General features: G+C 70.3%; 18 protein-coding genes, 2 pseudogenes and 1 riboswitch. Of the genes and pseudogenes, 12 read left to right on the top strand and 8 right to left on the bottom strand.

What is annotated here, in order from left to right; all coding sequences use genetic code 11:
- Nucleotides 1-156: 156 nt before the first annotated feature.
- The 3 genes from ACFY2Z_RS25020 to ACFY2Z_RS25010 all read right to left on the bottom strand — a co-directional run bounded on the left by ACFY2Z_RS25020 (nucleotide 157) and on the right by ACFY2Z_RS25010 (nucleotide 2,459).
- Nucleotides 157-990 (bottom strand): sterol desaturase family protein, encoded by an 834-nt coding sequence (locus tag ACFY2Z_RS25020; protein ID WP_390746332.1) that lies wholly within the window; start codon nucleotides 988-990, stop codon nucleotides 157-159.
- Nucleotide 991: 1 nt separating this feature from the next.
- Complete coding sequence (locus ACFY2Z_RS25015) at nucleotides 992-1,705, bottom strand: FadR/GntR family transcriptional regulator (RefSeq protein ID WP_390746331.1); 714 nt, start codon at nucleotides 1,703-1,705, stop codon at nucleotides 992-994.
- A 217-nt stretch (nucleotides 1,706-1,922) separates the two neighbouring features.
- Nucleotides 1,923-2,459 (bottom strand): ArsR/SmtB family transcription factor, encoded by a 537-nt coding sequence (locus tag ACFY2Z_RS25010; RefSeq protein WP_390746330.1) that lies wholly within the window; start codon nucleotides 2,457-2,459, stop codon nucleotides 1,923-1,925.
- A gap of 100 nt (nucleotides 2,460-2,559) precedes the next feature.
- Between ACFY2Z_RS25010 and ACFY2Z_RS25005 the strand changes: the two genes are divergently transcribed.
- From ACFY2Z_RS25005 to ACFY2Z_RS24995, 3 genes are all read left to right on the top strand, one after another.
- Nucleotides 2,560-3,813: an MFS transporter gene (locus ACFY2Z_RS25005; protein ID WP_390746329.1), complete on the top strand. Its 1,254-nt coding sequence runs from the start codon at nucleotides 2,560-2,562 to the stop codon at nucleotides 3,811-3,813.
- A 141-nt stretch (nucleotides 3,814-3,954) separates the two neighbouring features.
- Nucleotides 3,955-5,001, top strand: coding sequence for a Gfo/Idh/MocA family protein (locus tag ACFY2Z_RS25000; RefSeq protein ID WP_390746328.1), 1,047 nt, complete (start codon nucleotides 3,955-3,957; stop codon nucleotides 4,999-5,001).
- A 172-nt stretch (nucleotides 5,002-5,173) separates the two neighbouring features.
- On the top strand, nucleotides 5,174-6,223 hold the full coding sequence (locus tag ACFY2Z_RS24995; RefSeq protein ID WP_390746327.1) for an aldo/keto reductase: 1,050 nt from the start codon (nucleotides 5,174-5,176) through the stop codon (nucleotides 6,221-6,223).
- Nucleotides 6,224-6,311: 88 nt separating this feature from the next.
- Here the strand turns inward: ACFY2Z_RS24995 and ACFY2Z_RS24990 are convergent, their stop codons facing one another.
- Entirely contained in the window at nucleotides 6,312-7,373 is a 1,062-nt protein-coding gene (locus tag ACFY2Z_RS24990) for an AraC family transcriptional regulator ligand-binding domain-containing protein (RefSeq protein ID WP_390746326.1), read from the bottom strand.
- Between the two features lie 178 nt (nucleotides 7,374-7,551).
- Between ACFY2Z_RS24990 and ACFY2Z_RS24985 the strand changes: the two genes are divergently transcribed.
- From ACFY2Z_RS24985 to ACFY2Z_RS24950, 8 genes and pseudogenes are all read left to right on the top strand, one after another.
- A complete protein-coding gene (locus tag ACFY2Z_RS24985; RefSeq protein WP_390746325.1) occupies nucleotides 7,552-9,174 on the top strand; it encodes an FAD-binding oxidoreductase in 1,623 nt (540 codons plus the stop codon).
- Between the two features lie 149 nt (nucleotides 9,175-9,323).
- Nucleotides 9,324-9,971, top strand: a complete 648-nt coding sequence (locus tag ACFY2Z_RS24980; protein WP_390746324.1) for an HD domain-containing protein — start codon at nucleotides 9,324-9,326, stop codon at nucleotides 9,969-9,971.
- Between the two features lie 8 nt (nucleotides 9,972-9,979).
- Nucleotides 9,980-10,969: a GlxA family transcriptional regulator gene (locus tag ACFY2Z_RS24975; protein WP_390746323.1), complete on the top strand. Its 990-nt coding sequence runs from the start codon at nucleotides 9,980-9,982 to the stop codon at nucleotides 10,967-10,969.
- A 145-nt stretch (nucleotides 10,970-11,114) separates the two neighbouring features.
- Nucleotides 11,115-11,825 carry a DUF6215 domain-containing protein gene (locus ACFY2Z_RS24970; RefSeq protein ID WP_390746322.1) on the top strand — a complete coding sequence of 237 codons (711 nt, stop codon included), beginning with the start codon at nucleotides 11,115-11,117 and terminating at the stop codon, nucleotides 11,823-11,825.
- 45 nt (nucleotides 11,826-11,870) lie between these two features.
- Nucleotides 11,871-11,938, top strand: a riboswitch (Fluoride riboswitch).
- A 320-nt stretch (nucleotides 11,939-12,258) separates the two neighbouring features.
- The gene (locus ACFY2Z_RS24965; RefSeq protein ID WP_390746433.1) at nucleotides 12,259-13,641 is read left to right on the top strand and encodes a PP2C family protein-serine/threonine phosphatase; all 1,383 of its coding nucleotides are present in this window, start codon (nucleotides 12,259-12,261) and stop codon (nucleotides 13,639-13,641) included.
- Between the two features lie 264 nt (nucleotides 13,642-13,905).
- Nucleotides 13,906-14,055 (top strand): annotated as a pseudogene (locus tag ACFY2Z_RS24960) (RNA-guided endonuclease TnpB family protein); the annotation flags it as partial.
- A gap of 222 nt (nucleotides 14,056-14,277) precedes the next feature.
- Nucleotides 14,278-14,760: pseudogene (locus tag ACFY2Z_RS24955) on the top strand (AAA family ATPase); the annotation flags it as partial.
- A 1,066-nt stretch (nucleotides 14,761-15,826) separates the two neighbouring features.
- Nucleotides 15,827-17,056, top strand: a complete 1,230-nt coding sequence (locus tag ACFY2Z_RS24950) for a LuxR C-terminal-related transcriptional regulator (protein WP_390746321.1) — start codon at nucleotides 15,827-15,829, stop codon at nucleotides 17,054-17,056.
- Nucleotides 17,057-17,168: 112 nt separating this feature from the next.
- On the opposite strand, the gene ACFY2Z_RS24945 is transcribed toward ACFY2Z_RS24950, so the two are convergent.
- Both ACFY2Z_RS24945 and ACFY2Z_RS24940 read right to left on the bottom strand, forming a co-directional pair.
- Entirely contained in the window at nucleotides 17,169-17,585 is a 417-nt protein-coding gene (locus ACFY2Z_RS24945; protein WP_390746320.1) for a 4-oxalocrotonate tautomerase family protein, read from the bottom strand.
- 160 nt (nucleotides 17,586-17,745) lie between these two features.
- A complete protein-coding gene (locus tag ACFY2Z_RS24940; protein ID WP_390746319.1) occupies nucleotides 17,746-18,471 on the bottom strand; it encodes a flavin reductase family protein in 726 nt (241 codons plus the stop codon).
- Nucleotides 18,472-18,752: 281 nt separating this feature from the next.
- Between ACFY2Z_RS24940 and ACFY2Z_RS24935 the strand changes: the two genes are divergently transcribed.
- Entirely contained in the window at nucleotides 18,753-19,685 is a 933-nt protein-coding gene (locus ACFY2Z_RS24935; RefSeq protein WP_390746318.1) for a ketopantoate reductase family protein, read from the top strand.
- 83 nt (nucleotides 19,686-19,768) lie between these two features.
- Here ACFY2Z_RS24935 and ACFY2Z_RS24930 read toward each other — a convergent pair whose 3' ends face one another.
- Both ACFY2Z_RS24930 and ACFY2Z_RS24925 read right to left on the bottom strand, forming a co-directional pair.
- Nucleotides 19,769-20,350, bottom strand: a complete 582-nt coding sequence (locus ACFY2Z_RS24930) for a CGNR zinc finger domain-containing protein (RefSeq protein ID WP_390746317.1) — start codon at nucleotides 20,348-20,350, stop codon at nucleotides 19,769-19,771.
- A gap of 316 nt (nucleotides 20,351-20,666) precedes the next feature.
- Nucleotides 20,667-21,575, bottom strand: a complete 909-nt coding sequence (locus tag ACFY2Z_RS24925; RefSeq protein WP_390746316.1) for an alpha/beta hydrolase — start codon at nucleotides 21,573-21,575, stop codon at nucleotides 20,667-20,669.
- Nucleotides 21,576-21,628: the final 53 nt, after the last annotated feature.

Below are 21,628 nucleotides of genomic sequence, written 5' to 3'. Positions count from 1 at the left end.
GTTCCCCTCTTGCTGTGCCCTGCGGAGCGCAGGACGTGCTCGGTGCTGACGGCTCCAGCCTGGGCACGCGGCAGGGCGGGGTCGACGGGTTTCCCGTTGCCCGATGCAGCGGGCGGCAGGGAAACCGTCGGACGCAGGGACTTTCGTCGGGGCACGTCACCCTTCGACCTCGGGTGACCAGCCGGGCGGGCCGAACAGATACCCGGCGCGATCGCGCCAGCGCCGCGCCGCACGCACGTCGCGCCAGGCCGCCGCGTACTCGTGGAAAGCGACCCGCAGCGGGTTGTACGTGTCGATGTTCTTCGTCAGCCCGTACACCGCCCGCTCGCGCTCGGGCTCGAAGGTGCCGAAGAGCCGGTCCCAGAGGATGAGGATCCCGCCGTAATTACGGTCCAGATACACGCGGTTGGAGCCGTGGTGGACCCGGTGGTGGGACGGGGTGTTGAAGATCCATTCCACCGGCCGCCACAGCTTGTCCACCCGTTCGGTGTGCAGGAAGAACTGGTAGATCAGGCTGACGGACTGCTCGAGCAGGATCATCCAGGGCGGGATGCCGAGCAGTGCGAGGGGCAGCCAGAACGGCAGGGTGGTCATCGGGGTCCAGCTCTGCCTGAGGGCGGTGGACAGGTTGAAGCGGAGGCTGGAGTGGTGGACCACATGGCTCGCCCACAGCACGCGCACCCTGTGGTGGGCGCGGTGGAAGACGTAGTACGCGAGGTCCTCGGCGAAGAACAGCAGGACCCAAGTCCATCCGGAGGCGGGTGAGAGGTGCCATGGCGAGACGGTGAAGACGGCCGCGTACGCGATGACCGTCACCGCCTTCCACGGCAGTCCGATGACCTGGCTGCCGGCGCCCATGGACATGCTCGTCGCGGTGTCGCGCAGTTCGTAACCGCGCTCGTCGTCGTCCGGCAGGAAGCGGTAGGAGAGAACCTCGACGACGACCAGGAGCACGAACGCCGGTATCGCGTAGACCACGGCCGGGATCACGTCAGCGCACCGCCTTCCGCGGCACCGCGGGCACGCTGCGGGACAGCAGCTCGCGCGCCAGCAGCTCGGCGGCCTCGGCAGCACGCGCCGCGATGTGCCCCGCGAGCCGCACATGGGCGTCCACGTCGAGGAGTTCGGCCGTCCGCAGGTCCCCGGGCACCTCGGCGACCGGGAGCGCCCCGTCCACCAGGCTGTTGAACGCCAGGAGATAGGCCACGTTCCCCGAACCCTCCACGATCAGCCGCCACCAGGCGACGTCCGCCGCGCCGAGTTCCGCCAGATCGGGCCCGCTCCGCGCGTAGCGGCCGGTGGCCTCGACGATCTGTGCGGCGGCGAGCTCCGAACACCGGATGGCGCACAGCCTGGCCGCGTCGGCACCGATGCAGGCCCGCATCTCCAGGGCGTCCCGGGCGAGGTCCTCCACGGAGGGCCCGGCGTCGGCCGCGGCGATCCCGACGGCCAGGTCCAGGCCGGCGGTGCGCCGCCAGTCCTGGACGAGGGTGCGGCCGCCATGGCTGACCTCGACGAGCCGGGCCTGCTGAAGCCGTTTGACGGCCTCACGGACGGCATGCCGGTTCACCCCGTACTCGGCCGCCAGATCCCGTTCGGCGGTGAGCGCGGATCCGGGCGCCAGCTCACCGCCCAGGATCCTGTCGCGCAGCAAGGCGAAGAGCTGGTCGGAGACCGCCTCCCGCCGGATGTGTCGCTGGGTCATGGCGATCAGGGTGGACACGCCGAGGCCAGTGGTCAACTGGTTGGACCAGATTTTCTCCCCTCGGGTTTTCGCCGACTGCCCTGGCCTGCCGCTGAACAGATGCACCGCCAGCGCGGGGCGCCCAGGCCCGCTCCGGAGAGACAGAGGGCGTCGGCCGACCCGAAGCAGATCCCGGAGGCGTCGAACGAGTGGTGCGTCACACGCGGCGATGGATCGCTCAGCCCCGACCGCTGGTCGATCCGTCCTCATGCGTTCGCTCCCGCAGAGGGAAGGCCGTGATGGTGACGCCGAGGGGGATCGTGCCCGGCGTGTGCGGGGGGCGTGCGGCCTCGTGGAGGTCGGTGGCGAGCTCGGCGAGCCGTCGCCGGACGTTCTCCCAGCTCTCGGGGTCCACCCACAGCTCGGCGTCGACGGTGACGCCCTCGCTCGCCTCACGTCGGCGACCGGCACGTTCCCGGAGGGTGTGCGCCATGGTCTCGGCCAGCATCGGGGACCCGTCGTGCTGGTCGGACAGCGGCGTGCCGTGGACGGTGCGATAGCGGCGTTCCCTGCCGCCGCGGCGCATGCGTTCCTCCGCCAGCTCGACCAGGCCCACCGTGTCCAGGCGCCGTAGATGCTGACTGGCCAGCGCATGCGAGATGTCCAGCTCGCGGGCGAGTTCGGCGGCCGACATCGGCCCCGGCCACATGAGGCTGAGCATCCGGAGTCGCACGGGATGGGCGAGCGCGCGCAGTACGGGGTCGGTATCGGTCACGCAGGCCAGTAAAGCGCACGCCGCCACCATGACGGGCCTACCACCAAGCAAATGGTTGGGGGTAGGTTGACGCGGACAGCTGCACCGGGAGGGGGAGGTCATGAGCTGGACGACGCTCAAGGTCTTACGCGACCGCAACGCGGGACTGTATCTGGGCGGAGTGATCGTCTCCGGTTTCGGTGACTCGGCCATGTCGCTGGCCGCCGGGATCTGGGTCAAGACGCTCACCGGTTCCAACAGCCTCGCCGCGCTCGTCGGCTTCTGCATCTGGCTGCCGACCTTCGCGGGACCCGCGATCGGCACGGTGGCGGACCGGGTTCGCCGCCGTCCGCTCCTGGTCGCCACCAACCTGGTCCTGGCCGCCGTCATGCTCGCGCCGCTCGCCGTGCGCTCGCAGGGCGAGGTCTGGCTCCTGTTCGCCGTGCTGACCCTGGTCGGCATGGGCATGGTCCTCACCGATGCGGCCGAGACCGCCCTGGTCGCCGCCGCCGTGCCGGACGAGCTGCGCGGTGACTTCAACGGCCTGGTACGTACCGCCGTCGAGAGCACGAAGCTCCTCGCTCCGCTGGCCGGCGCGGGTCTGTTCACCGCGTTCGGCGGGCCGACGGTGGCCTTGCTGGACGCAGTCAGCTTCGTGCTGGCCGCGGCTGCGTTCAGGCTGCTGCGCGTACAGGAACCTGCGCCTGGAGCCCACGCCGGGCGAGCGTGGACCGCCGCGACCGCCGAAGGCGCCCGCTATCTGTGGCAGCACCCGATGCTGCGCTCGCTGGTCGTCACCGGTGGGGTGGCCATGGTTCTGTCCAGCGTGAGCAGCACGGCCACGTACGCGATGCTCGACACCGGGCTCCACCGATCCCCGGCCTTTGCCGGTGTGCTCACTCCGATTCAAGGGCTCGGATCGGTCGTCGCCGGCCTGGCAGCCGGTGCGCTGATGCGCCGGATGTCCGAGCGCGCCTTCTCGGCGGCCGGACTCACGCTGTTCGCGATCGGTGTGCTCGCGCGGGCAACTCCCTGGCTACCGGTCGTACTTGGCGGCAGCCTGGCGATCGGTCTGGGCCTGCCCTGTCCGCTCATCGCGGCGCTGACAGCCGTCCAGAGGGAAACCCCGTCCCAGTTGCTCGGTCGCGTCGCCGCCACCACCAACACCTTGATGTACGCACCCACCGGCCTCGCTCTGCTTGTCGGCACGGGGATGGTCGCCGGCCTCGACTACCGCGTGCAGACCCTCCTCACCGGCACCCTGGGCCTGGCAGTGGCAGCCGTGCTCGTCATGGCGGGCCGCACCGCGCGACGTGCGGCACCGGCGGGCGGCACACGGCCGACGCCGGAAACGGGCGAAGCCGACGCCGCGTAGATCAGGAGCGATCCCGGAAGGTCCGACGATCGCCCAGGGCGCGACCATATTCGTAGACGGCCGACAGCGCGCCCTCCGCTACCTGATGGCTGATCGTTCGACCGTTCCGCACCCTGCGGCGGGCCTGGCACACTGGTCCCCGTGTGCAGGGACCTTCGGATCGGGCTGCTCGGGGCAGCCGCCATAGCGCCCAGCGCGCTGATCAAGCCCGCGCGGCAGACACCGCGCGTCGCCGTCACCGCCGTCGCGGCCCGCGACCGCACGCGCGCAGAGGCGTTCGCCCGCAGGCACGGAGTCCCCGTCGTGCACGCGGGCTATGGCGCGCTGCTCGCCGACCCGGACGTGGAGGCCGTGTATGTGCCTCTGCCCAACGGGCTGCACGCCGAATGGACGCTGAAAGCTCTCGAGGCCGGCAAGCACGTGCTGTGCGAGAAGCCGTTCACCGCCAACCGCGCCGAGGCCGAGCGCGTCGCGGACGCCGCCGACGCCGCCTTCGCGCGGAGCGGCTTGGTGGTGATGGAGGCCTTCCACTACCGCTACCACCCGCTCGCCGAGCGAATGCGCGCCATCGTGGCGAGCGGCGAACTGGGCGAGCTGCGTCGCGTCGAGGCCGAGGTGTGTTTCCCCCTGCCCCGGTTCGGTGACATCCGGTACGACTACGCGCTCGCGGGCGGCGCGGCGATGGACGCCGGCTGTTACGCGGTGCATGTCGCCCGGCTTCTCGGCGCCGGCGATCCGGCGGTCACCTCGGCACGGATGACGACGCTGCGCAAGGATCCGCGCGTCGACCGCGCGATGAGCGCCGAACTCAGCTTCCCGAGTGGGGCGACCGGGCGTGTTCGCGCGTCGATGTGGTCGCGCCGGGTGCTGTCGATCCGAGCCCGCGCGATCGGGTCGGACGGCGAACTGCACGTGACCAACTTCGTGATGCCCCAGCTCTACCACCGGTTGACGATCCGTCTGGCGAACGGCGCCGGAGGGCACACGGTGCGGCGGGAGCGCGTGCCTCGCAACCCGTCCAGCTACGCCGGTCAACTGGCGGCGTTCACCGCCGCGGTGCTCGACGGCGACCCGGTCATCACCTCCGCCAGGGATGCCGTTGTGACCATGGAGGTCCTCGACGGCATCTACCGAGCCGGTGGGCTACCGCTCCGCGGCGACACGAAGGACCAGGCCTCGGCGCCGTGACGGCCTCTCCCGCCGGACTTCGGGCGGCGTGGTGACCGCGCCGAGGCGCCTGCCTTGCGCCGCGGTGTTTCGCTCCGGCGGACCCCGGGGCAGGGCCATGCTTGCCCTGGAGCGGACTCCAACTCGTAGAGTTCCGGTATTCCCAACGGAGCAGCATTCAAGGGAGAGTTGAGTGCGCCATCGCATTCTGGGCGGGACCGGCCTCGAGGTCAGCTCGTACTGCCTCGGCACGATGATGTTCGGTTCCGTGGGCAATGCCGAGCACGACGAGTGCGTGCGCATCATCCATGCCGCGCTCGACGAGGGGATCAACTTCATCGACACCGCCGACATGTACTCGGCCGGTGAGTCGGAGACCATCGTGGGCAAGGCGCTGAAGGACCGCCGCGACGATGTGATCCTTGCGACCAAGGTCCACTTCCCCATGGGCGAGGGCCCCAACCGGGGCGGAAACTCCCGGCGTTGGATCGTCCGAGAGGTGGAGGAGAGCCTGCGACGGCTGGGAACGGACTGGATCGACCTGTACCAGGTGCACCGGCCGGACCACACGACCGACATCGAGGAGACGCTCTCCGCACTGACCGATCTGGTGCACCAGGGCAAGATCAGAGCGTTCGGCTGCTCCACGTTCCCCGCGGAGCAGATCGTCGAGGCGTACCACGTGGCCGACCGCCGCGGGCTCCAGCGGTTCCGCACCGAGCAGCCGCCCTACTCGCTGCTGGCCCGAGGCATCGAGAAGCATGTGCTGCCGGTCGCGCAACGGCTCGGCATGGGGGTGCTCACCTGGAGCCCGCTGGGCTCGGGGTTCCTGACCGGCCGCTACCGGAAGGGCCAGGCTCTCGATCTGAGCAGCGGACGTCCCACCCTGAACCCCGCCCGCTTCGATCCGTCGGCGCCGCGCACCGTCGCGAAGCTGGAGGTGGTCGAGCAACTCGTCGCCGTGGCCGAGGAAGTCGGTTGCTCGCTGCCTGAGCTGGCCATCGCCTTCCCACTCGCGCATCCGGCCGTCACATCGGTGATCATCGGCCCGCGCACGATGGAGCAGCTGCGGAACACGCTCAAGGGCACGTCCGTGATGCTGGACGACGCCGTCCTCGACCGGATCGACGAGATCGTGCCGCCAGGAACCGACGTGTACCCCCCGGACGGTGTCTGGGCTCCGCCGTCGCTCACCACGCCGTCGCTCCGGCGACGTCCGGCCGACTCCAGGGCAGCTTCCTGAAGCGGGCGCCCGGTGCTGCCCCCGAACCTCTGAGGGCTTCGAATGGGCGCCCGGCTCGCTGACGCCCGGCACGCACGCTCGCCGCGTGTCAGGGCGGAGGCTTCTGCGAGTGTGCCGTGCTTCTGTTGTGGGCGTGGTGCCGGCGATAGGCGCCGGGCGTCATGTGGTGCCAGCGGGTGAAGGCGCGTACCAGAGCGGCCGCTCCGCTCAGTCCCACCTGACGCGCCACACCGTCGAGGGTCAGATCGGACGTCCTGAGCAGCTCCAGGGCCCGCATGTGCCGTGCTTCGTCCAGGAGTTCGCGCCACGAGGCGCCCTCCTCGCGCAGGGCGCGGCGCAGGGTGCGGGGGCTGAGGAACAGGACGTCCCGCAGGTCCTCAGGGCCGACCCGGAGAAGGTCGGCCTGGTCCAGCCACCCGCGCACCCGCGCCCGTAGCGTGGCGGACGCCGGCAGACCGCCGAGCAGGACATCCGCGTGCCGACGGTGCAGCGCGACCAGGTCCGGGTCGCTGAGCGCACGGGGACGGTCCAGCTCCGCGGTGCGTACGGTGATCGCGTTCTCAGCGGCGTCGAAGACGACCGGGCAGCGCAGAATCTCCGTGTACCCGCCCGGGTCGCCGATCGCCCGATGGGCGAACGCGACCGACACCGGCGCCCAGTCGCGCGCTATCCAACCCGCGGCGGTGACCATGCCGGTGACGACGGCCTCGACCTGCTGCGGATGCATCGCGCCAGGGGCCACCGTGGGCCGGTACACCATCCGCGACTGCCGGGGCCCGCGGTGCAGACTGAGCACGCCCGCCTCGCTCACCAGCGGGTGATAACTGACCGCCGCTGTCGCCGCCTCCGCGAGGCTGGAGGAGGCGAGGACCAGATGACCGAGCACATGCAGATCGGCCGGCCGTAGCGAGGAACCCACGGTGAGGCCCACGTACGGATCCTCGTCCGGGCCGAGCAGCCGCTCCCACAGCAGCCGGACCTCCGCGAAGGGAAGCCGCTGCGTGGGGGAGACCCACGCACCGCGCGTGGTGCCGGCCGCCCCAGTGCCGTCGTCTCGCGGCCCGCGGGCGTGCGCCACCGCGTGTGCGTAGCTCGCGGCGACGGTGGGCCAGGCGGCGGCCCGCATGGCGGACGGTGCGGCGGCGCGCATGGCGGACAGTCAACGCCGGACCGGCCGCGCGCGTCAACACGGTGGCCGACCAGGGCAATGACGCCGCGGCCGTCCGGCCCTACCGTCGTGACCGGCGCACCCCGGGCGCGCACCGCCTCATCCGGCGCGCGTCCAGGAGGCATTCACCACCGACTACGGACCGGGAGCGGCGGACGACATGACCGAAGCACGACGCAGGAAGTTCTGGGGCTGGGGATACGAGGACGAACAGCCCGGGACGGCCGAGGCACAGAAGACGGCCGACCTGATCCGCTCGATACTCGGCTTCGGCGCGCAGCACGTCCGCACACCCCCGGCCGTGGCCGAACTCGAGCTGCCCGCACCGCGCCTCGCGATCCCCGACAGCCTCGCCCGCCTCCTGACGGCCGACCCCTACCAACGCGCCTCCCACGCCTACGGCAAGTCGTACCGGGACGTGGTGCGCGCCTTCCACGGGGACTTCCCGCACCCCCCGGACCTGGTCGCCTTCCCGTGCGACGAGAACGACATCACCGCGGTCCTCGACTGGTGCCAGGAGGCCGGCGCCGCCGTCATCCCCTACGGCGGGGGCACCAGCGTCGTCGGCGGCGTCGAGCCGCGGGTGGACGACCGCTACGCCGGCACCGTCAGCCTCGATCTCGGCCGTCTCGACCGCGTGCTGGACGTGGACACGGACTCCGGATCGGCCCGCATCCAGGCCGGGGCCACCCTGCCGCACACCGATGCGCAACTGCGCCCGCACGGACTGACCCTGCGTCACTACCCGCAGTCGTACGAACTGGCCACCGTCGGCGGCTCCGTCGTCACCCGCGCCGGCGGGCACTACGCCACCGGACGCACCCACCTCGACGACTTCGTGCAGTCCCTGCGGGCGATCACCCCCGCCGGACTGTGGGAGAGCCGCCGGGTGCCCGCCTCCGGGGCGGGGCCGAGCCCCGACCGGCTGCTGATCGGATCCGAGGGCATCCTCGGCGTGGTCACGCAGGCATGGCTCCGGGTCCAGGAACGCCCCCGCTTCCGTGCGTCCGCGAGCCTGAGCCATCCCACGTTCGCCGACGGCGCCCGCGCTGCCCGGGCCATCGTGCGCTCCGGACTGCAGCCCGCCAACTGCAGGCTGCTCGACGCCGACGAGGCCCGGTTGAACGGCGCCGGCGACGGCCGATCCGCCCTGCTGATCGTCGGATTCGAATCGGCCCGTGCCGACCAGGAGGCGCTGCTCGCCCAGGCGTCGGACTGTGCCCGTGCCCACGGCGGGACACCGCTCGCGCCCCCTCGGGTCAGCGGACCGCACCCGACGGACGGCGCGGGGTCCCACGTGGCGACCGGCGCCGAAGGGTCCTGGAAGGACAGTTTCCGGCAAGCGCCGTACCTACGGGACGTGATGGTCGCCGCGGACATCCTCGTCGAGACCTTCGAGACCGCCGTCACCTGGGATCGCTTCGAGGAGTTCGACCAGCGGGTGCGCCGAGCCGCCGAGCAGGCAGCCGCCCGTGTGTGCGGGACGGCCGCCGTGCACCGCAGGCTCACCCACGTCTATCCCGACGGCGCGGCCGTCTACTACACGGTGCTGGCGCCGGCGCGCCGCGGGTCCGAGGTCGCCCAGTGGGACGACATCAAGGCCGCCGTCTCCGACGTGATCATGGACGCCGGTGGCACGATCACCCACCACCACGCGGTGGGGCGCGACCACCGTCCCTGGTACGACCGGCAGCGCCCGCCGCTGTTCGCCCGCGCGCTCCGGGCGGCGAAGCGGGAACTGGACCCGCACGCGGTGCTGAACCCGGGGGTGCTCATCGACTGAGCCGCACCCGAGACGGGCGTCCGTCCGCCATGTCGGTATCTGTGGGATGCACGTCCGGATCGCCATGGCGCGGCGGCGGCCCTCGGCGTCACGCTGGAGGTGTCGTCGCCGGGTGGACGGCGACCGCAGACGGACGAGAGGCGGACACCATGGAGATCGACAGCAACAGGGTGGCGAACGTGGACGTGCCGCGCACCAAGCTGGCCCGCGAGGCGACGGAGCTCATCCGTGACACCACGAGCGAGCTCATCTACCACCACTCCCGCCGGGTGTACTTCTTCGGCAGCCTGCAGGGACGCAATCGCGATCTGAGCTTCGATCCGGAGCTGCTCTACCTCGGCGCCATGTTCCACGACGTGGGCCTGAACGAGAGCTTCCACGGCAGCGGCCACCGCTTCGAGGTGGACAGCGCCGACGAAGCGAAGCGGTTCCTGCACGCGCACGGGGTCCCGGAGGACAGCGTCCGCCGGGTCTGGACGGCGATCGCCCTGCACACCACGCCCGGGATCCCGGAGTTCATGGAGCCGGAGGTGGCCCTGGTCACCGCCGGGGTGGAGTACGACGTCCTGGGCATCGGATACGACGCGATCCCGGAGGCGGAGCGGGCCGAGATCGTGGCCCTTCACCCCCGCCCCGACTTCAAGCGCCAGATCCTGCAGGCGTTCACCGACGGCATCCGCCCGAAGCCGGAGACGACGTTCGGCAATGTGAAGGCCGACGTTCTGGAGCACTTCGTCCCGGGCTTCCAGCGGGGCGACTTCGTTCGTACGATTCTCGAATCCCCGTGGAAGGAATAGGACCGCCGGTGTCTTGCCGCAGTCACACGGTCGCCGTCGTCGCCTTCGACGCCGTCCAGCTCCTCGACGTCACCGGCCCGGTCGAGGTCTTCACGATGGCCAACCGCTACGGCGCGGACTACGACGTCCGGGTCGTCTCGACCACCGGCGCCGACGTCGTCACCTCCTCGGGACTGACGGTCGGCGTCAACGGCCCGCTGTCCTCCCTTCCCCGTCGGATCGGCACCCTGCTGGTACCCGGGAGAAGGGACTGGCGGGCCGCCGTCAGCGACCCGGACCTGGTGGAGGCGGTCACGCACCTGGCCGACCGGGCCGAGCGGGTGACCTCCGTCTGTGCGGGGGCGTTCGTTCTCGCCGCGACCGGACTGCTGGACGGTCGGCGCGCCGCGACGCACTGGGAGCTCGCCCGGGAACTGGCGGTGGCCTTCCCCGGGGTGCGGGTGGAGAGCGAGCCCGTCTTCGTACGCGACGGCCATGTCGTCACGTCGGCCGGGGTCACCGCGGGCATCGACCTCGCGCTCTTTCTGGTCGAGGAGGACTGGGGAGCCGACGTGGCGCGCAACGTGGCCCGCCAACTGGTCGTGTTCATGGCCAGGCCTGGCGGACAGGCGCAGTTCAGCGCCCGACTGGCTCCGGGGCAGCCTCGGCACTCGGCGGTCCGACGCGTCATGGACCACGTCGGCGCGGACCTCTCGGCCGAGCACACGCTCGATTCCCTGGCCGTCGTCGGGGGAGTGAGCGCCCGGCATCTGGGACGGCTCTTCCGTACCGAGATCGGTATGTCTCCTGGGCAGTACGTCGAGTCCATGAGGATGGAAGCCGCCCAGGTTCTCCTGGAGAAGGGCGGCGACACGGTGGAGGAAGTGGCGCAGCAGGCGGGATTCGGTTCCTCGGAGTCCCTGCGCCGGGCTTTTCAGCACACCCTGGGCGTCTCTCCGACCACGTATCGTGCCCGCTTCCAGACCACCGCGGGCAGTCACCGCGTCGTCGCGGCCTGAGCCGCGCCCAAGCCCGGGCCACAACCTCCCGCAGCCGGGCGAGGCCGGCGTCGGCGCCGTGGCGACAGTAAATCGCTGTGTTCGCCTGATGATCACGGGTTAGGGTCCCCGGGCAGGCATCGGGGGATCACAGCGGGCGGGGGACATGGCGGTCGAGATCGGCGGGCCCGTGAAGGGCGCGAACGCATGGGGTCAGGCCGTCGCGGCCGTGGTGCTGGTGGCGGCAGTGGGCGTCGGTCTGTGGACGTTCAGGGAGACAGCGTCCTCGGACCGCGACCCGCGGCCCGCCACATGCTCTGGCGGGGAGCCCGAGAAGACGACAGGAAAGCCCGGGAAGGCGCCTCACTACGTCTCCGGGGCGCAACTGTGCAAGGCGCTGAACCGCTCCGACCTCGCCGAACTGCTGGGTACGCCGGGGGAGACCGCGAAGACCGCCGGTGGCAGCGGCGGCTCCGTCAAGCTCGGCAGCGGCAAGGAGGTGGCGACGCCCTCGGCCCAGGTCGAGTTCGGGACCTACACCGTGACGTTTTCCGCCACCTATGACCGTCTTCCGGTGGCCGGATCCGCCGGGCTTCTGGGGGACGGCGCGCGACAGCGGACGGTTCTGGGCCGCCCGGCAGTCCTCTACTCGGACCGCACCATCAGCATCCGTTTCCGCCTCGACGGAAGCGACGCCCAGAGCGGTCCGGGCGTTCCGGCCCGCGTCCTCACCGTGGCGCAGGACGCGAAGGACAATGGCGGTTCCTTCGAGGTGTCCCTGTGGCGCAGGGACGGCTGGGTGCCGGACGACGCGGTGCTGCTCCGCGTCGCCGAGAAGGTGCTGCCGACGGTCCCGGGCTGGGCTGCCGAGGAGTGACGGCCTCGCCGTCGCTTTGACGCTCGCCCGGTCCACCGTCACCATGGACAAGGAGGCGATGGGGCTCGCCTTCAACCGCGGTGCACGCTGCCGCTGATGGCCTCTCCGACGGACCGCGCCGCTGGGCGCGCGACCAAGTGGAGGCAGCGATGATGATCGTGGATCGCGACCGTACACGCCTGCCGGTGTCTCCGGCGGCCTTCGTCACGCGTATCTCGCGCTCTGCCGACCGCCAGCAGGTCCGGCGGGCACCCTCCTGCCGTTGCGACTCCACCGTCGGCCCGTACACGGTGGCGGACCCGGCCGCTGTGGTGCGGCGGCGCGAAGGAGGGGCTTCCGGGCGAGCCGACCGCAGGCAGGTGCGCCCCCGCCCCGAGCCCCGGCGCAGTGAGGGGACGCGCCGCCTTCGCCATCTGCGATCGAGGCCGTGGCGATGAATGCGATGAAGGACGCGGCATCCGCGAGCCGGCCCGCCCCCCGAAGCACCGGGTCCATAAGGCTGCGTCTCCTGGCGGACATCGGTGTCATCCTGGCCAGCAGCCTCGATCTCGACGCCGAGGAGGCTCTGCGCCGGCTCTCCCGTCGCATGGTGGCGCAGTTCGCCGACGCTTGTGTGGTGGATCTGCTGGACGGTGACCGCGTGCGGCGCATCGCCGTCACGCACCGCGACCCGGACCGCGCCGTTCGCGCATGGGGAGAAGGGGCGATCCCCGGCCTGGCCGACTCGGCCCACTCGGCCGACCCGCTGGCCCGGGTCCTGCGCGGTGCGGGCCCGGTGGCCTTTGAGGCACCGGGGCGCACACGGGATCCGGGATCCCCCGTGGGCGGGGGCCCGGCGGTCCCGGGATCTTCGGCCCGCACACGGGACGCGGGATTCCCGGCGGCTGTCCAGGAGCATCTGTACCGCGTCCTGGAAGCCGGATGCGTTCTCATCGTCCCGCTGCGGGCCCGCAGCGAGACCCTCGGAGCACTCACCCTGACCCGCCCCCGCAGGGTTCCCTTCGGCGAGGAGGATCAGCAACTGGCCATCGATGTCGGCCGTCGTGCGGGGCTGGCGCTGGAGAACGCCCGGCTGTACGCCTTCCAGCGCAACACCGCCGAGCAGCTCCAACGCTCCCTGCTGCCGGACCTGTCCGAGATTCGCGGCGTCGGGCTGTCGGACCGGTATTCCCCGGCCCGAGCCGGCGCCGAGGTGGGCGGCGACTGGTACGACGCCTTCACGCTGCCCGATCGATCGACCATGCTCGTGATCGGTGATGTCATCGGCCACGACCTCACGGCGGCCGTCCGCATGGGGCAACTCCGCAACATGCTGCGGGCTCTGGCCTACGACAGCGGCGACACACCGGCCGGGGTGATGTGCCGACTGGACCGCGTCATGCAGGGGATGACCTCCGTCGAACTCGTGACGGCCGTCATCGCCAGACTCCACCCCCCGAACGCTGCCGGCTGGCCGCTGTCGTGGACGAACGCCGGGCACCCGTCACCCCTGCTCACCCTCGCCGACGGGACCACCCAGCTGCTGGAGGACGGGCACGCCCCGATCCTCGGTCTGGACCCACCGCCCCGGAGGACCGATGCCCACATCGTCGTACCACCCGGTGCCACGGTGCTCCTGTACACCGACGGGCTGATCGAGCGTCCCGGCGAGGACATCGGCTGTGGCCTGACCCGCCTGCAGCAGCGTGCGAGCACCCTGGCCGACCAGCCCCTCGACGCCTTCTGCGACAGTCTGCTCCTGGGGCTCGGGCCCGGTTACCACGACGATGTCGCCGTGCTCGCCTTCCGCAATTCCGAGAAGGTGACGTCTGTCTGACGGCTCAGCGGACGGCGACTTCCCCCGAGGAGGCCGGTCGCCCGTGTGCGCAGGTCAGAATCAGTGCGTATGAGGTAAGGCTTCTCTTGCTGTTGTGTCGTGAACTGATTCGTGGGGGTCAGTCATGCCTTCTCGACGTCGAGGTCTCGTCGTCGTTCTTTCCGTCGCCGCGTCGCTCTTCCTTGCGGGATGCGGCGGTTCACCGGCGGCGGGCGGCGGCTCCTCCGCCGCGACGGCCGCCGAAGGTGCGCACGGCCACCAGCGAACCCCGACTGCGGCTGGTCCGGCAACGCCGACTGGAACGCAGCCCGGAACATCTTGCACCTGTACCGGATCGGCCTCGTGACGATCGCGGCTGCCGGGAGGGCCGTCGTCAGGCGTCTCCACGGCGTCAACCCCGCCATCGCAAGGTAGGCGGGAATCTCCTTCCCGAGGCTTGCCGAGGGGAGGAGAGCACTTCAAGAGGGACGTACCACCCGTGGCGGACTGATCCACCGCACCCTCCGCAGCGACACCACCCGGCGGTCGATCCGCAACTGCGAGCGACAGGCAGAGGTTTGGGCCACCGTGCCGGTGGGGCTTCGCCGGCATCACCCGTCTCCGCCCCGGGAGCCGCCGAACGCTTAAGGTTGTCGGATGGGTGGTTTGTTCGGCCGTGTCATGGGTGGTTTGTTCGGCCGTGACGAGGAATGCGGCCGGTTGCGCGAGGTTCTTGATCATGCCAGTAAAGGCATGAGCGGGGTTCTGGTGTTGCGAGGTGTGCCGGGGGCGGGGAAGAGCGCCCTGCTGGACCACGTCGAAGCCCTGGCGGCGACCCTGGAATTCGAGGTCATGCGCTTCGACGCGGTGGAGTCCGAGGCCGAACTCGGATTCGCCGCCCTCCATCAAGTGCTCAGGCCGTATGTGGCACAGCTTGAACAGCTCCCTCCACCCCAGCGTGACGCGCTCGCCCGCGTCTTCGGCCTGCAGGAGCGGACCTGCGCACCGGACCGCTTCCTCGTCGCCCTGGCGGCTCTGGGGCTCCTTGCGGCACGTCCCGGCACGCGCCCGCTGCTGTGCCTGGTGGACGACGCCCACTGGCTGGACCAGGAGTCCGCCGAGGCGCTCTCCTTCATCGCGCGACGGCTGTACGCCGACTCCGTCGCGATGGTCTTCGCGGTGCGCGACGGGCTCGACCGCCCGGACCGCTTCGCCGGTTTGCCCACGCTCGCCGTGCCGAGCCTGCCGCTTGAGCCGGCGACGCTGCTGCTGGAGGCGGTGACGTCCGGTTCCGTCGACTCCGATGTCTGTACGACGATCGTCGCGTCGACCGGCGGCAACCCCCTGGCCCTGATCGAGGCGGCCAGGGAACTGAGCGCGGACCAGCTCAAGGGCCATGCCCCGCTGCCCGACCCGGTGCCCGTGGGGCAGGCGTTGCAGCGCACCTATCTCCGTGAGGTGCTGACGCTGCCACCCCGGACGCGGACCCTGTTGCTCGTGGCTGCCGCCGATTCGACCGGCGATCCCAATGTGCTCTGGCGCGCCGGCACCCGGTTGGGCTTCGATGCGGCCGCCGCAGCGGCGGCCGAGGAGCGGAACCTCCTCACCATCAGGAATCGTGTCGGATTCCGTCATCCCCTCATTCGCTCCGCCGTCTACTACGGAGTTCCTCTCGCGCAGCGAGCCACGGTGCACTCGGTTCTGGCGGGGGTCGCCGCAGACCTCGGAGCGCCTGATCTGCATGCCTGGCACCTCTCCGCCGCGGCCACCGATCCGGACGAGACGGTCGCGCTCGAACTGGAGCGCGCCGCGGAACGCAGCCGTGCCGGCGGAGGATGGGCAGCGGGCTCCACGCTGCTGGCCCGCGCGGCAGCCCTGTCCGCCCCCGGAGCGACGCGGGCGCGCCGTCTTCTGGGGGCGGCCGAGGCAGGCGCCGTCTCCGGCTTGCCCGGCCGTGCCCAGGAGCTGCTGGACGAGGCCGTCGTCTATCGGGACGACCGTCACTACAACGGGCTGGTGCAGCGTGTCCAGGCACGTGTCCACCGCCTCACGGGGGAGCCGGCCGCCGCCACCCGGGCTCTCCTGGCAGCAGCCCGGGACCTGGGGGCGACCGACACCCGCCTGGCTCGCGACGTCCTGGTGGAAGCGCTGGTGCAGGCGCAGATCAGTGCCTCACTGGCCCCGGCGCGGGGCCACGCGTCGCGCCGTGGCGGAAGCGGCCCGCGCCCTGCCGCTCCCGTCGGCTGCGACACCCACCACCGGGGACGCGGTGCTCGACGGGGACACCGCACTGCATCTCGAAGGACTGAAGGCCGCAGCCTCCAAGCTGCGGCACGCCATCGCCGTCGTCCGGACGGAGGAGCCCGTCGCACCGGAGTTCTTCCAGTGGCTGGCGGCGGCATGCTCGCATGCCACGATGCTCGGGGACGACAACACCTTGCACGAACTGGCCTGGCGCATGGAGGCGGAGGCCCGGCACCAAGGAGCCGCCATTCCCATGGCGCTGGCGCTGAGCCACACGGCGGTCGCCGAGATGATCGCGGGGCGCCTCGCCGAATGCGAACGGCAGTTCGATCGGCGTGCCGCCCTGGAGGAGGCACGCGGCTCGGAATTCCACCTGGGAGCTCTTCTCGTCGCCGCCTGGCGCGGACAGAGCGACCTCGCGGACCAGCTCTCCGAGCATGTGACCCAGCATGCGGCACGCACCGGACAGGGATACCAGCTGATCTTCCGGGACTACGCGCGCTGCGTCCTCGCCCTCGGCGAGGGGCGCTACCACAAGGCGTACACCGCCCTGGCCGGCCGGATCGAGGACACTCTCCAGGTCAAGTTCGCCCTCGCCGACCTGGTCGAGGCGGCAGTACGCAGCGGCAGGAACGGCGAAGCCCGCGCGCTGCTCGCCCGGCTGACCGACCTCGCCGACGCCGCGCCTGTCCCCGGAACGCGGGGTGACCTGGCCCGTGCCCGTGCGCTTCTGGCCGCGGACGATCCGAAGGCGGAGGCTCATTACCAGGAGGCCATCGCCCGTCACGAGACCGCGCGCGGTCCCGCCCGCCGGGCACGCAGCCATCAGGTCTACGGAGAATGGCTGCGCCGTGAGCGCCGGGCCAAAGAGGCGCGCCACCATCTGCGCGTCGCCCATGGGCTGTTCGACGGCATGGGGGCCAACGCCTTTGCGGCGCGCACGGCACAGGAGTTGTCCGCGGCCGGTGACCCGGTCGAGACCCACAACGAGGCAGACCACCGGAGCGACCTCACGCCGCAGGAGGCCCGGGTCGCTCATCTGGCGGCCGGCGGGGCCACCAACGCCGAAATCGCCTCCCAGCTCTTCCTGAGCGTCCACACGGTCGACTACCACCTGCGGAAGGTGTTCCGGAAACTGGGCATCCGCTCGCGCCGTGACCTGGCCGAACGCCGTGCCCCCGACCTCATGTGACGGTACGCCGTCCCGCATCCCCCGGAGCAGGCCATGCCTTCGTGGAGGGGTGTGCGACGCCTCGCAACGGCAGTTCGACGACCGGCCGGCCGACTCGGCCGACAGCCTGCGCTCAACTCTTGCCGAGCAGCTCACGCACGTGCTGGACGATCTCGTCGTTCGTGTAGGCGTGTCCACCGATGCCCCAGCCGCCGGGCACCGCCTCGGTCAGGGCGACCCAGGTGCGCTCGACGAGGGAAGGGTCTCCCGCCGCCGCGGCCACCAGTTCGGAGATCTCCTTGACCACGCCGAGCTGCTGCTCCCTGTTGAGCGCGCCGGCGTTGGTGGTCACGGTGACGCGTACGTGGTCGGCACCGCCACCCGCGGTGGAGAAACCATCGGGATCCAGTTCATGGACGAAGGCGGCAGTGTTGTCGGTGAAGAAGGGAATGACGGGAACCCTTTCCCAGCGCATGATCGCCTGCGCGAGTTCCTGGGCCAGCTTCTTCCGGTCCTTGATGGTCCCCTTGGACGCGTAAACGTCGATCATGGGCATGGGGTGATCCTCTCTGTGGCTGACGGTCCGCGTCTGCACAGACCGTCTCTGACGATCATGCTTGGCCGAGGTGCCCGGACGAGATCCCGTGGCGTACGTAGTCCTGGCGCGAGAACGCGTAGGCAGCTTCAGCATGTGGCGGTGACGGCAGCCCTTACTTTCCGGGGGAGGACACCGCGCCGGAGGGGGACCACTCACCGGTGTCGATCGGGGACCAGTCGGCCGGGTGGGCGTCCAGGCGCCGCATCCGGCGGCCGTCCCGGGCCGTGAGCAGGTCCTTGTCCAGAGGCGTGGTGAAGACGTTGTCGACCAGCGTGTACTCGGCCGCCAGTCGGCCGACGGCCGGCAGGGCGGCGGTGTCGATCCGTCCGCGCTCCAGATACAGGTCGTCCCGGACGTGGAAGCGCACCACCCTGCCCCACACCACATGGTCGACCCCGTCGTCCCCGACCGGCATGATGCGGTCCACGACACACTCGAACGAGATCGGCGCCCCCTTGACCCGGGGCACGCGCACCACCTCCGACGGCGCCTTCTCCAGCCCGAGCGCCTCGAACTCGTCCACCTCCGGGCCGAATGCGAACGCGGACCCGTGCATGGCGTCCGCCTGCGGCAGCGTCGCCAGGTTGGTGACGAACTCGCCGGTGTCACGAATGTTGACGAACGTGTCCTTGAGCGTGACCCCGTCCTCCTGCGGCTGCAGGGTGATCGAGACCATGGGCGGCTTGCGTCCGACCGCGGTGAAGAAGGAGATGGGCGCGAGGTTGGCCACGCCGTCCCGGGACACCGAGCTGACCCACGCCATCGGGCGCGGAATGATGCTCCCGATCAGCAGTTTGTAGGCGTGAGTGCCGTCGAGTTCGGCAGCGTCAATGATCATCGGAGATCCTCCTTCGCGTGGGGTGCGGCATGGCCGTTGCCTGAGAGGCGACGCGACCCTCGTGGCGGGGCCGGGCCGGAGGCCGGTGTCCGTACTCCGCAATCGAGCTTGTGGAAATAAGTGTAGAGTTTTCAGATATGTCGGACAAGGGAGAGTGACCAGCTTGACATAGCCTTGAACGCGGAGATGCAGGCAGCCATAGAAATGGCTGTAGCGTGATTGCTTCTGGCAGTACGCAGGACTACGGCACGTCAGCGCGTGGGTGAGGGGAGCAGTGGCTCATGAAGATCCTGGTGGTGGGTGCCGGAGCGACCGGGGGCTACTTCGGGGCCCGGCTCGCCCAGGCCGGCCGGGAGGTGACCTTCCTGGTACGGGCCGAGCGTGCGGAGCACCTGGCCCGACACGGACTGCGGATCGTGGGCCTGGGGGAGCGGACGGTACTCGCCCCGCACACGACGCAGGCCGGGAAGATCGAGACTCCCTACGACGTGATCCTGCTGTCGGTCAAGGCCAACGGCCTGGAGCAGGCCATCGACGACATGGCACCCGCCGTCGGTCCGGACTCCCTGATCGTCCCTGTCCTCAATGGCATCCGTCATATCGATGCCCTGGCCGCACGGTTCGGCGATGAGGCGGTGCTGGGCGGCGTGGCCAAGGTGGCGACCACCCTCAACGCCGACGGTGAGATCGTCCGGCTGGCCGACATCCAGAGCCTGCGCTACGGCGCTCGTGGCGATTCGGCCCCCGCGCGACTCGGGGAACTGCACCGCTCGTTGAGCGATGCCGGATTCTCGACGGGTCTGTCCGAGGACATCCACGCGGAGATGTGGGCCAAGTGGGTCTTCATCGCCGCGGTCGGGGCAGTGACCTGCCTGATGCGGGGAGCGGTCGGCGAGATCGTCGCCGTTCCCGGCGGAAGCGCATTCGCCGAAGGCGTGGTCAACGAGTGCGCCTCCGTCGCGGCGGCAGCCGGCCACCCCGTGCCGGCCCCGGCCCTGCGGCAGACACTGGCGACCGTCACGGAGGCAGGCTCGTCGGCCACCTCGTCCCTCTACCGCGATGTGGCGACCGGCCGCAGTGCCGAGGTCGAGCAGATCCTGGGAGACCTGGTGTCACGTGCTCAGGGGTTCGGGCTCGCTGTCCCGTTGCTGGAACTGAGCACGATGCAGCTTCGGGTGCACCAGAACCGAATCGAGAACGCCCGCCCCGTATGAGGCGGGCGCCTCATGGAGGCGCGGGGCTGCCCCTGTGGGTGGACAGCCCCTGCACCACTTATCAACTTGAGGGTCGGCGGACGCTAGACCCTCTGGGCCCGCTGGCGTGCCCGGTAGGCTCGCAGATTCGCCGCGTTGCCGCAGATCTTCACGTTGTGCCAGACCCCGCTGTTGTTGCGCGACCTGTCGAAGAACGTCGTGCCGCACCGGTCGTTCCGGCACATCTTCAGCCGCTGCCAGGCACCTGCCTGCTGGGCCAGGAAAACCTCGATCAGGACCAGGGCCGCCACGCGCCGCCAGCCGGTGCCGCGCGGCTCCAGGCGGACCTGCCCGTCCCCGCTGAGCTGTATCGCTGTGGCCGCAGTGTGCAAGGGGGGAAGCGCGTCGCCGTTGCCCCGGGCCACGGCCTGGCGCAGATCATCACGGAACCCTCGAAGCTCTTCCTGGTCGTGCGCTTCGAGCTCGATCCCGGCCACGGGGGTACCGGTGACCTCGCCCCACTGTTCCAGAGCCTGATCAAGCCAGGCCTGGGCGTCGCCGAGGTCGGCGAGGAGATCCTTCGCGCGGGGCTTACCGGCGGAGATCGTGTTCATGAAGTCCTGCACCAGAGCGAGCCCTGCCGGGGCTGGCTCAGTGTCGTACCGACCCGTGGCCGACCAGCTCATGTGGATCACTTCCTGCACTCTGTGGGCTTCATAGCGACATAAGCATACGCCTTTTCGTCAAATCTTGTACGAGGTGTGAAGCGCGACGTTTGTAGACGAGGCCTTTCCGGCTGTGCAGGGCCGAAGGGCTGGTCGGAGGTGTGAATGCCACCGGTCAGGTCTCGTGCAGCAACATATGCGTCTGGACGACATCTATGCTGCACCCTCCAGACCGTCGCAGTAACGGCAGGCCGTCCTCCGGGCCGACCCCGGGGTGACAGCAGCGCCGCGACCTCTCCGTCTGGTCAGGCTCCGCCAGAGAGACCTTCTCCCGGCCTCATCCCGATTCGGAGAGATGCTCGCAGAACCACTCGGTGGCGGCTTCGCTGGTCGGCTCGAAAGCTGCCACATAGGAGTCGAAGTGATCCCCGGCGAAGATGGCCAAGCGCTTGGGCTCCAGGGCGCGCTCGTACGCGGCGAGCGCGAGGTCGCTGGGGGTGACCGTGTCCGTCCTCCCCACGACCATCAGCAACGGCGTCGGTGATACTCGAGTGACCCAGGCCCCTGGCTCGTACATCTGCGCTTTGCGCGTGGACCGCAGCGTGACGTACGTCGGTTCTTCGACCGACGGCGGGAGCGAGAAATGAGCGTCGGACTCCGCCATGCCCCGGGAGTGGTAGGCGGCCTGGACGTTCGGATCGAGGCTGTTGAGGAGCTGATATGCGGGTTGCCTGCCCGCCAGCTGAGCGCGTTCGTCGTCGTTGAACAGGTCCTCCAGCGCCTGCTTGCGGTCGGCGGGCACGCGCCGTAGGCCCTGCTCGAAGCCGCTGATCGTCGGAACCTGCGCGACTGCCGCCCGGATGCGCCGATCGGTGGCCGCCAGGACGATCGTGTGGCCCCCGGCGTAGCTTGAACCCCAGATTCCGAGTCGGCCGGCATCGACGTCGTCAAGGCTCTCCAAGAACGAGATCGCCCGCCGCCAGTCGGCGATCTGCTGCCAGGGATCGATGTCACCGCGGGGCTCGCCTCCGCTGAGACCGAACCCACGATGGTCGTGGACAAGAACGACGAAACCTGCCTGGCTGAAGCGTTCCGCATACCCCTGCAGGCCACGGTATTTAACGCCGCCGAAGCCGTGTGCCATCGTGATCGCCGGGAGCGGGCCATTGCCGGTCATCGGGCGGAATATCCAAGCGTGCAGCGATATGCCGCCTTCCGCGGGAATGAATGCTTCCTGGTAGCTCATGAACCGTTCACCTCTTTATGTGGTCACCGACTTGTTCACCAAGCCGCCGGCCC

The organism is Streptomyces sp. NPDC001222, from assembly GCF_042896945.1.
GTDB lineage: Bacteria > Actinomycetota > Actinomycetes > Streptomycetales > Streptomycetaceae > Streptomyces > Streptomyces gibsoniae.
The sequence above is the reverse complement of the archived record's forward strand: the minus strand, read 5'-3'. Positions and strand labels throughout refer to the sequence as shown.

Excerpts from the sequence above, each read along its gene's own strand:
- ACFY2Z_RS24990 (WP_390746326.1), bottom strand. The coding sequence starts at position 7,373 with ATGCGCGCCGCCGCACCGTCCGCCATGCGGGCCGCCGCCTGGCCCACC.
- ACFY2Z_RS24935 (WP_390746318.1), top strand. The coding sequence starts at position 18,753 with ATGAAGATCCTGGTGGTGGGTGCCGGAGCGACCGGGGGCTACTTCGGG.
- ACFY2Z_RS24980 (WP_390746324.1), top strand. The coding sequence starts at position 9,324 with ATGGAGATCGACAGCAACAGGGTGGCGAACGTGGACGTGCCGCGCACC.
- ACFY2Z_RS24970 (WP_390746322.1), top strand. The coding sequence starts at position 11,115 with ATGGCGGTCGAGATCGGCGGGCCCGTGAAGGGCGCGAACGCATGGGGT.
- ACFY2Z_RS24985 (WP_390746325.1), top strand. The coding sequence starts at position 7,552 with ATGACCGAAGCACGACGCAGGAAGTTCTGGGGCTGGGGATACGAGGAC.
- ACFY2Z_RS24925 (WP_390746316.1), bottom strand. The coding sequence starts at position 21,575 with ATGAGCTACCAGGAAGCATTCATTCCCGCGGAAGGCGGCATATCGCTG.
- ACFY2Z_RS24945 (WP_390746320.1), bottom strand. The coding sequence starts at position 17,585 with ATGATCGACGTTTACGCGTCCAAGGGGACCATCAAGGACCGGAAGAAG.
- ACFY2Z_RS24930 (WP_390746317.1), bottom strand. The coding sequence starts at position 20,350 with ATGAGCTGGTCGGCCACGGGTCGGTACGACACTGAGCCAGCCCCGGCA.
- ACFY2Z_RS24940 (WP_390746319.1), bottom strand. The coding sequence starts at position 18,471 with ATGATCATTGACGCTGCCGAACTCGACGGCACTCACGCCTACAAACTG.
- ACFY2Z_RS25015 (WP_390746331.1), bottom strand. The coding sequence starts at position 1,705 with ATGACCCAGCGACACATCCGGCGGGAGGCGGTCTCCGACCAGCTCTTC.
- ACFY2Z_RS25005 (WP_390746329.1), top strand. The coding sequence starts at position 2,560 with ATGAGCTGGACGACGCTCAAGGTCTTACGCGACCGCAACGCGGGACTG.
- ACFY2Z_RS24965 (WP_390746433.1), top strand. The coding sequence starts at position 12,259 with ATGAATGCGATGAAGGACGCGGCATCCGCGAGCCGGCCCGCCCCCCGA.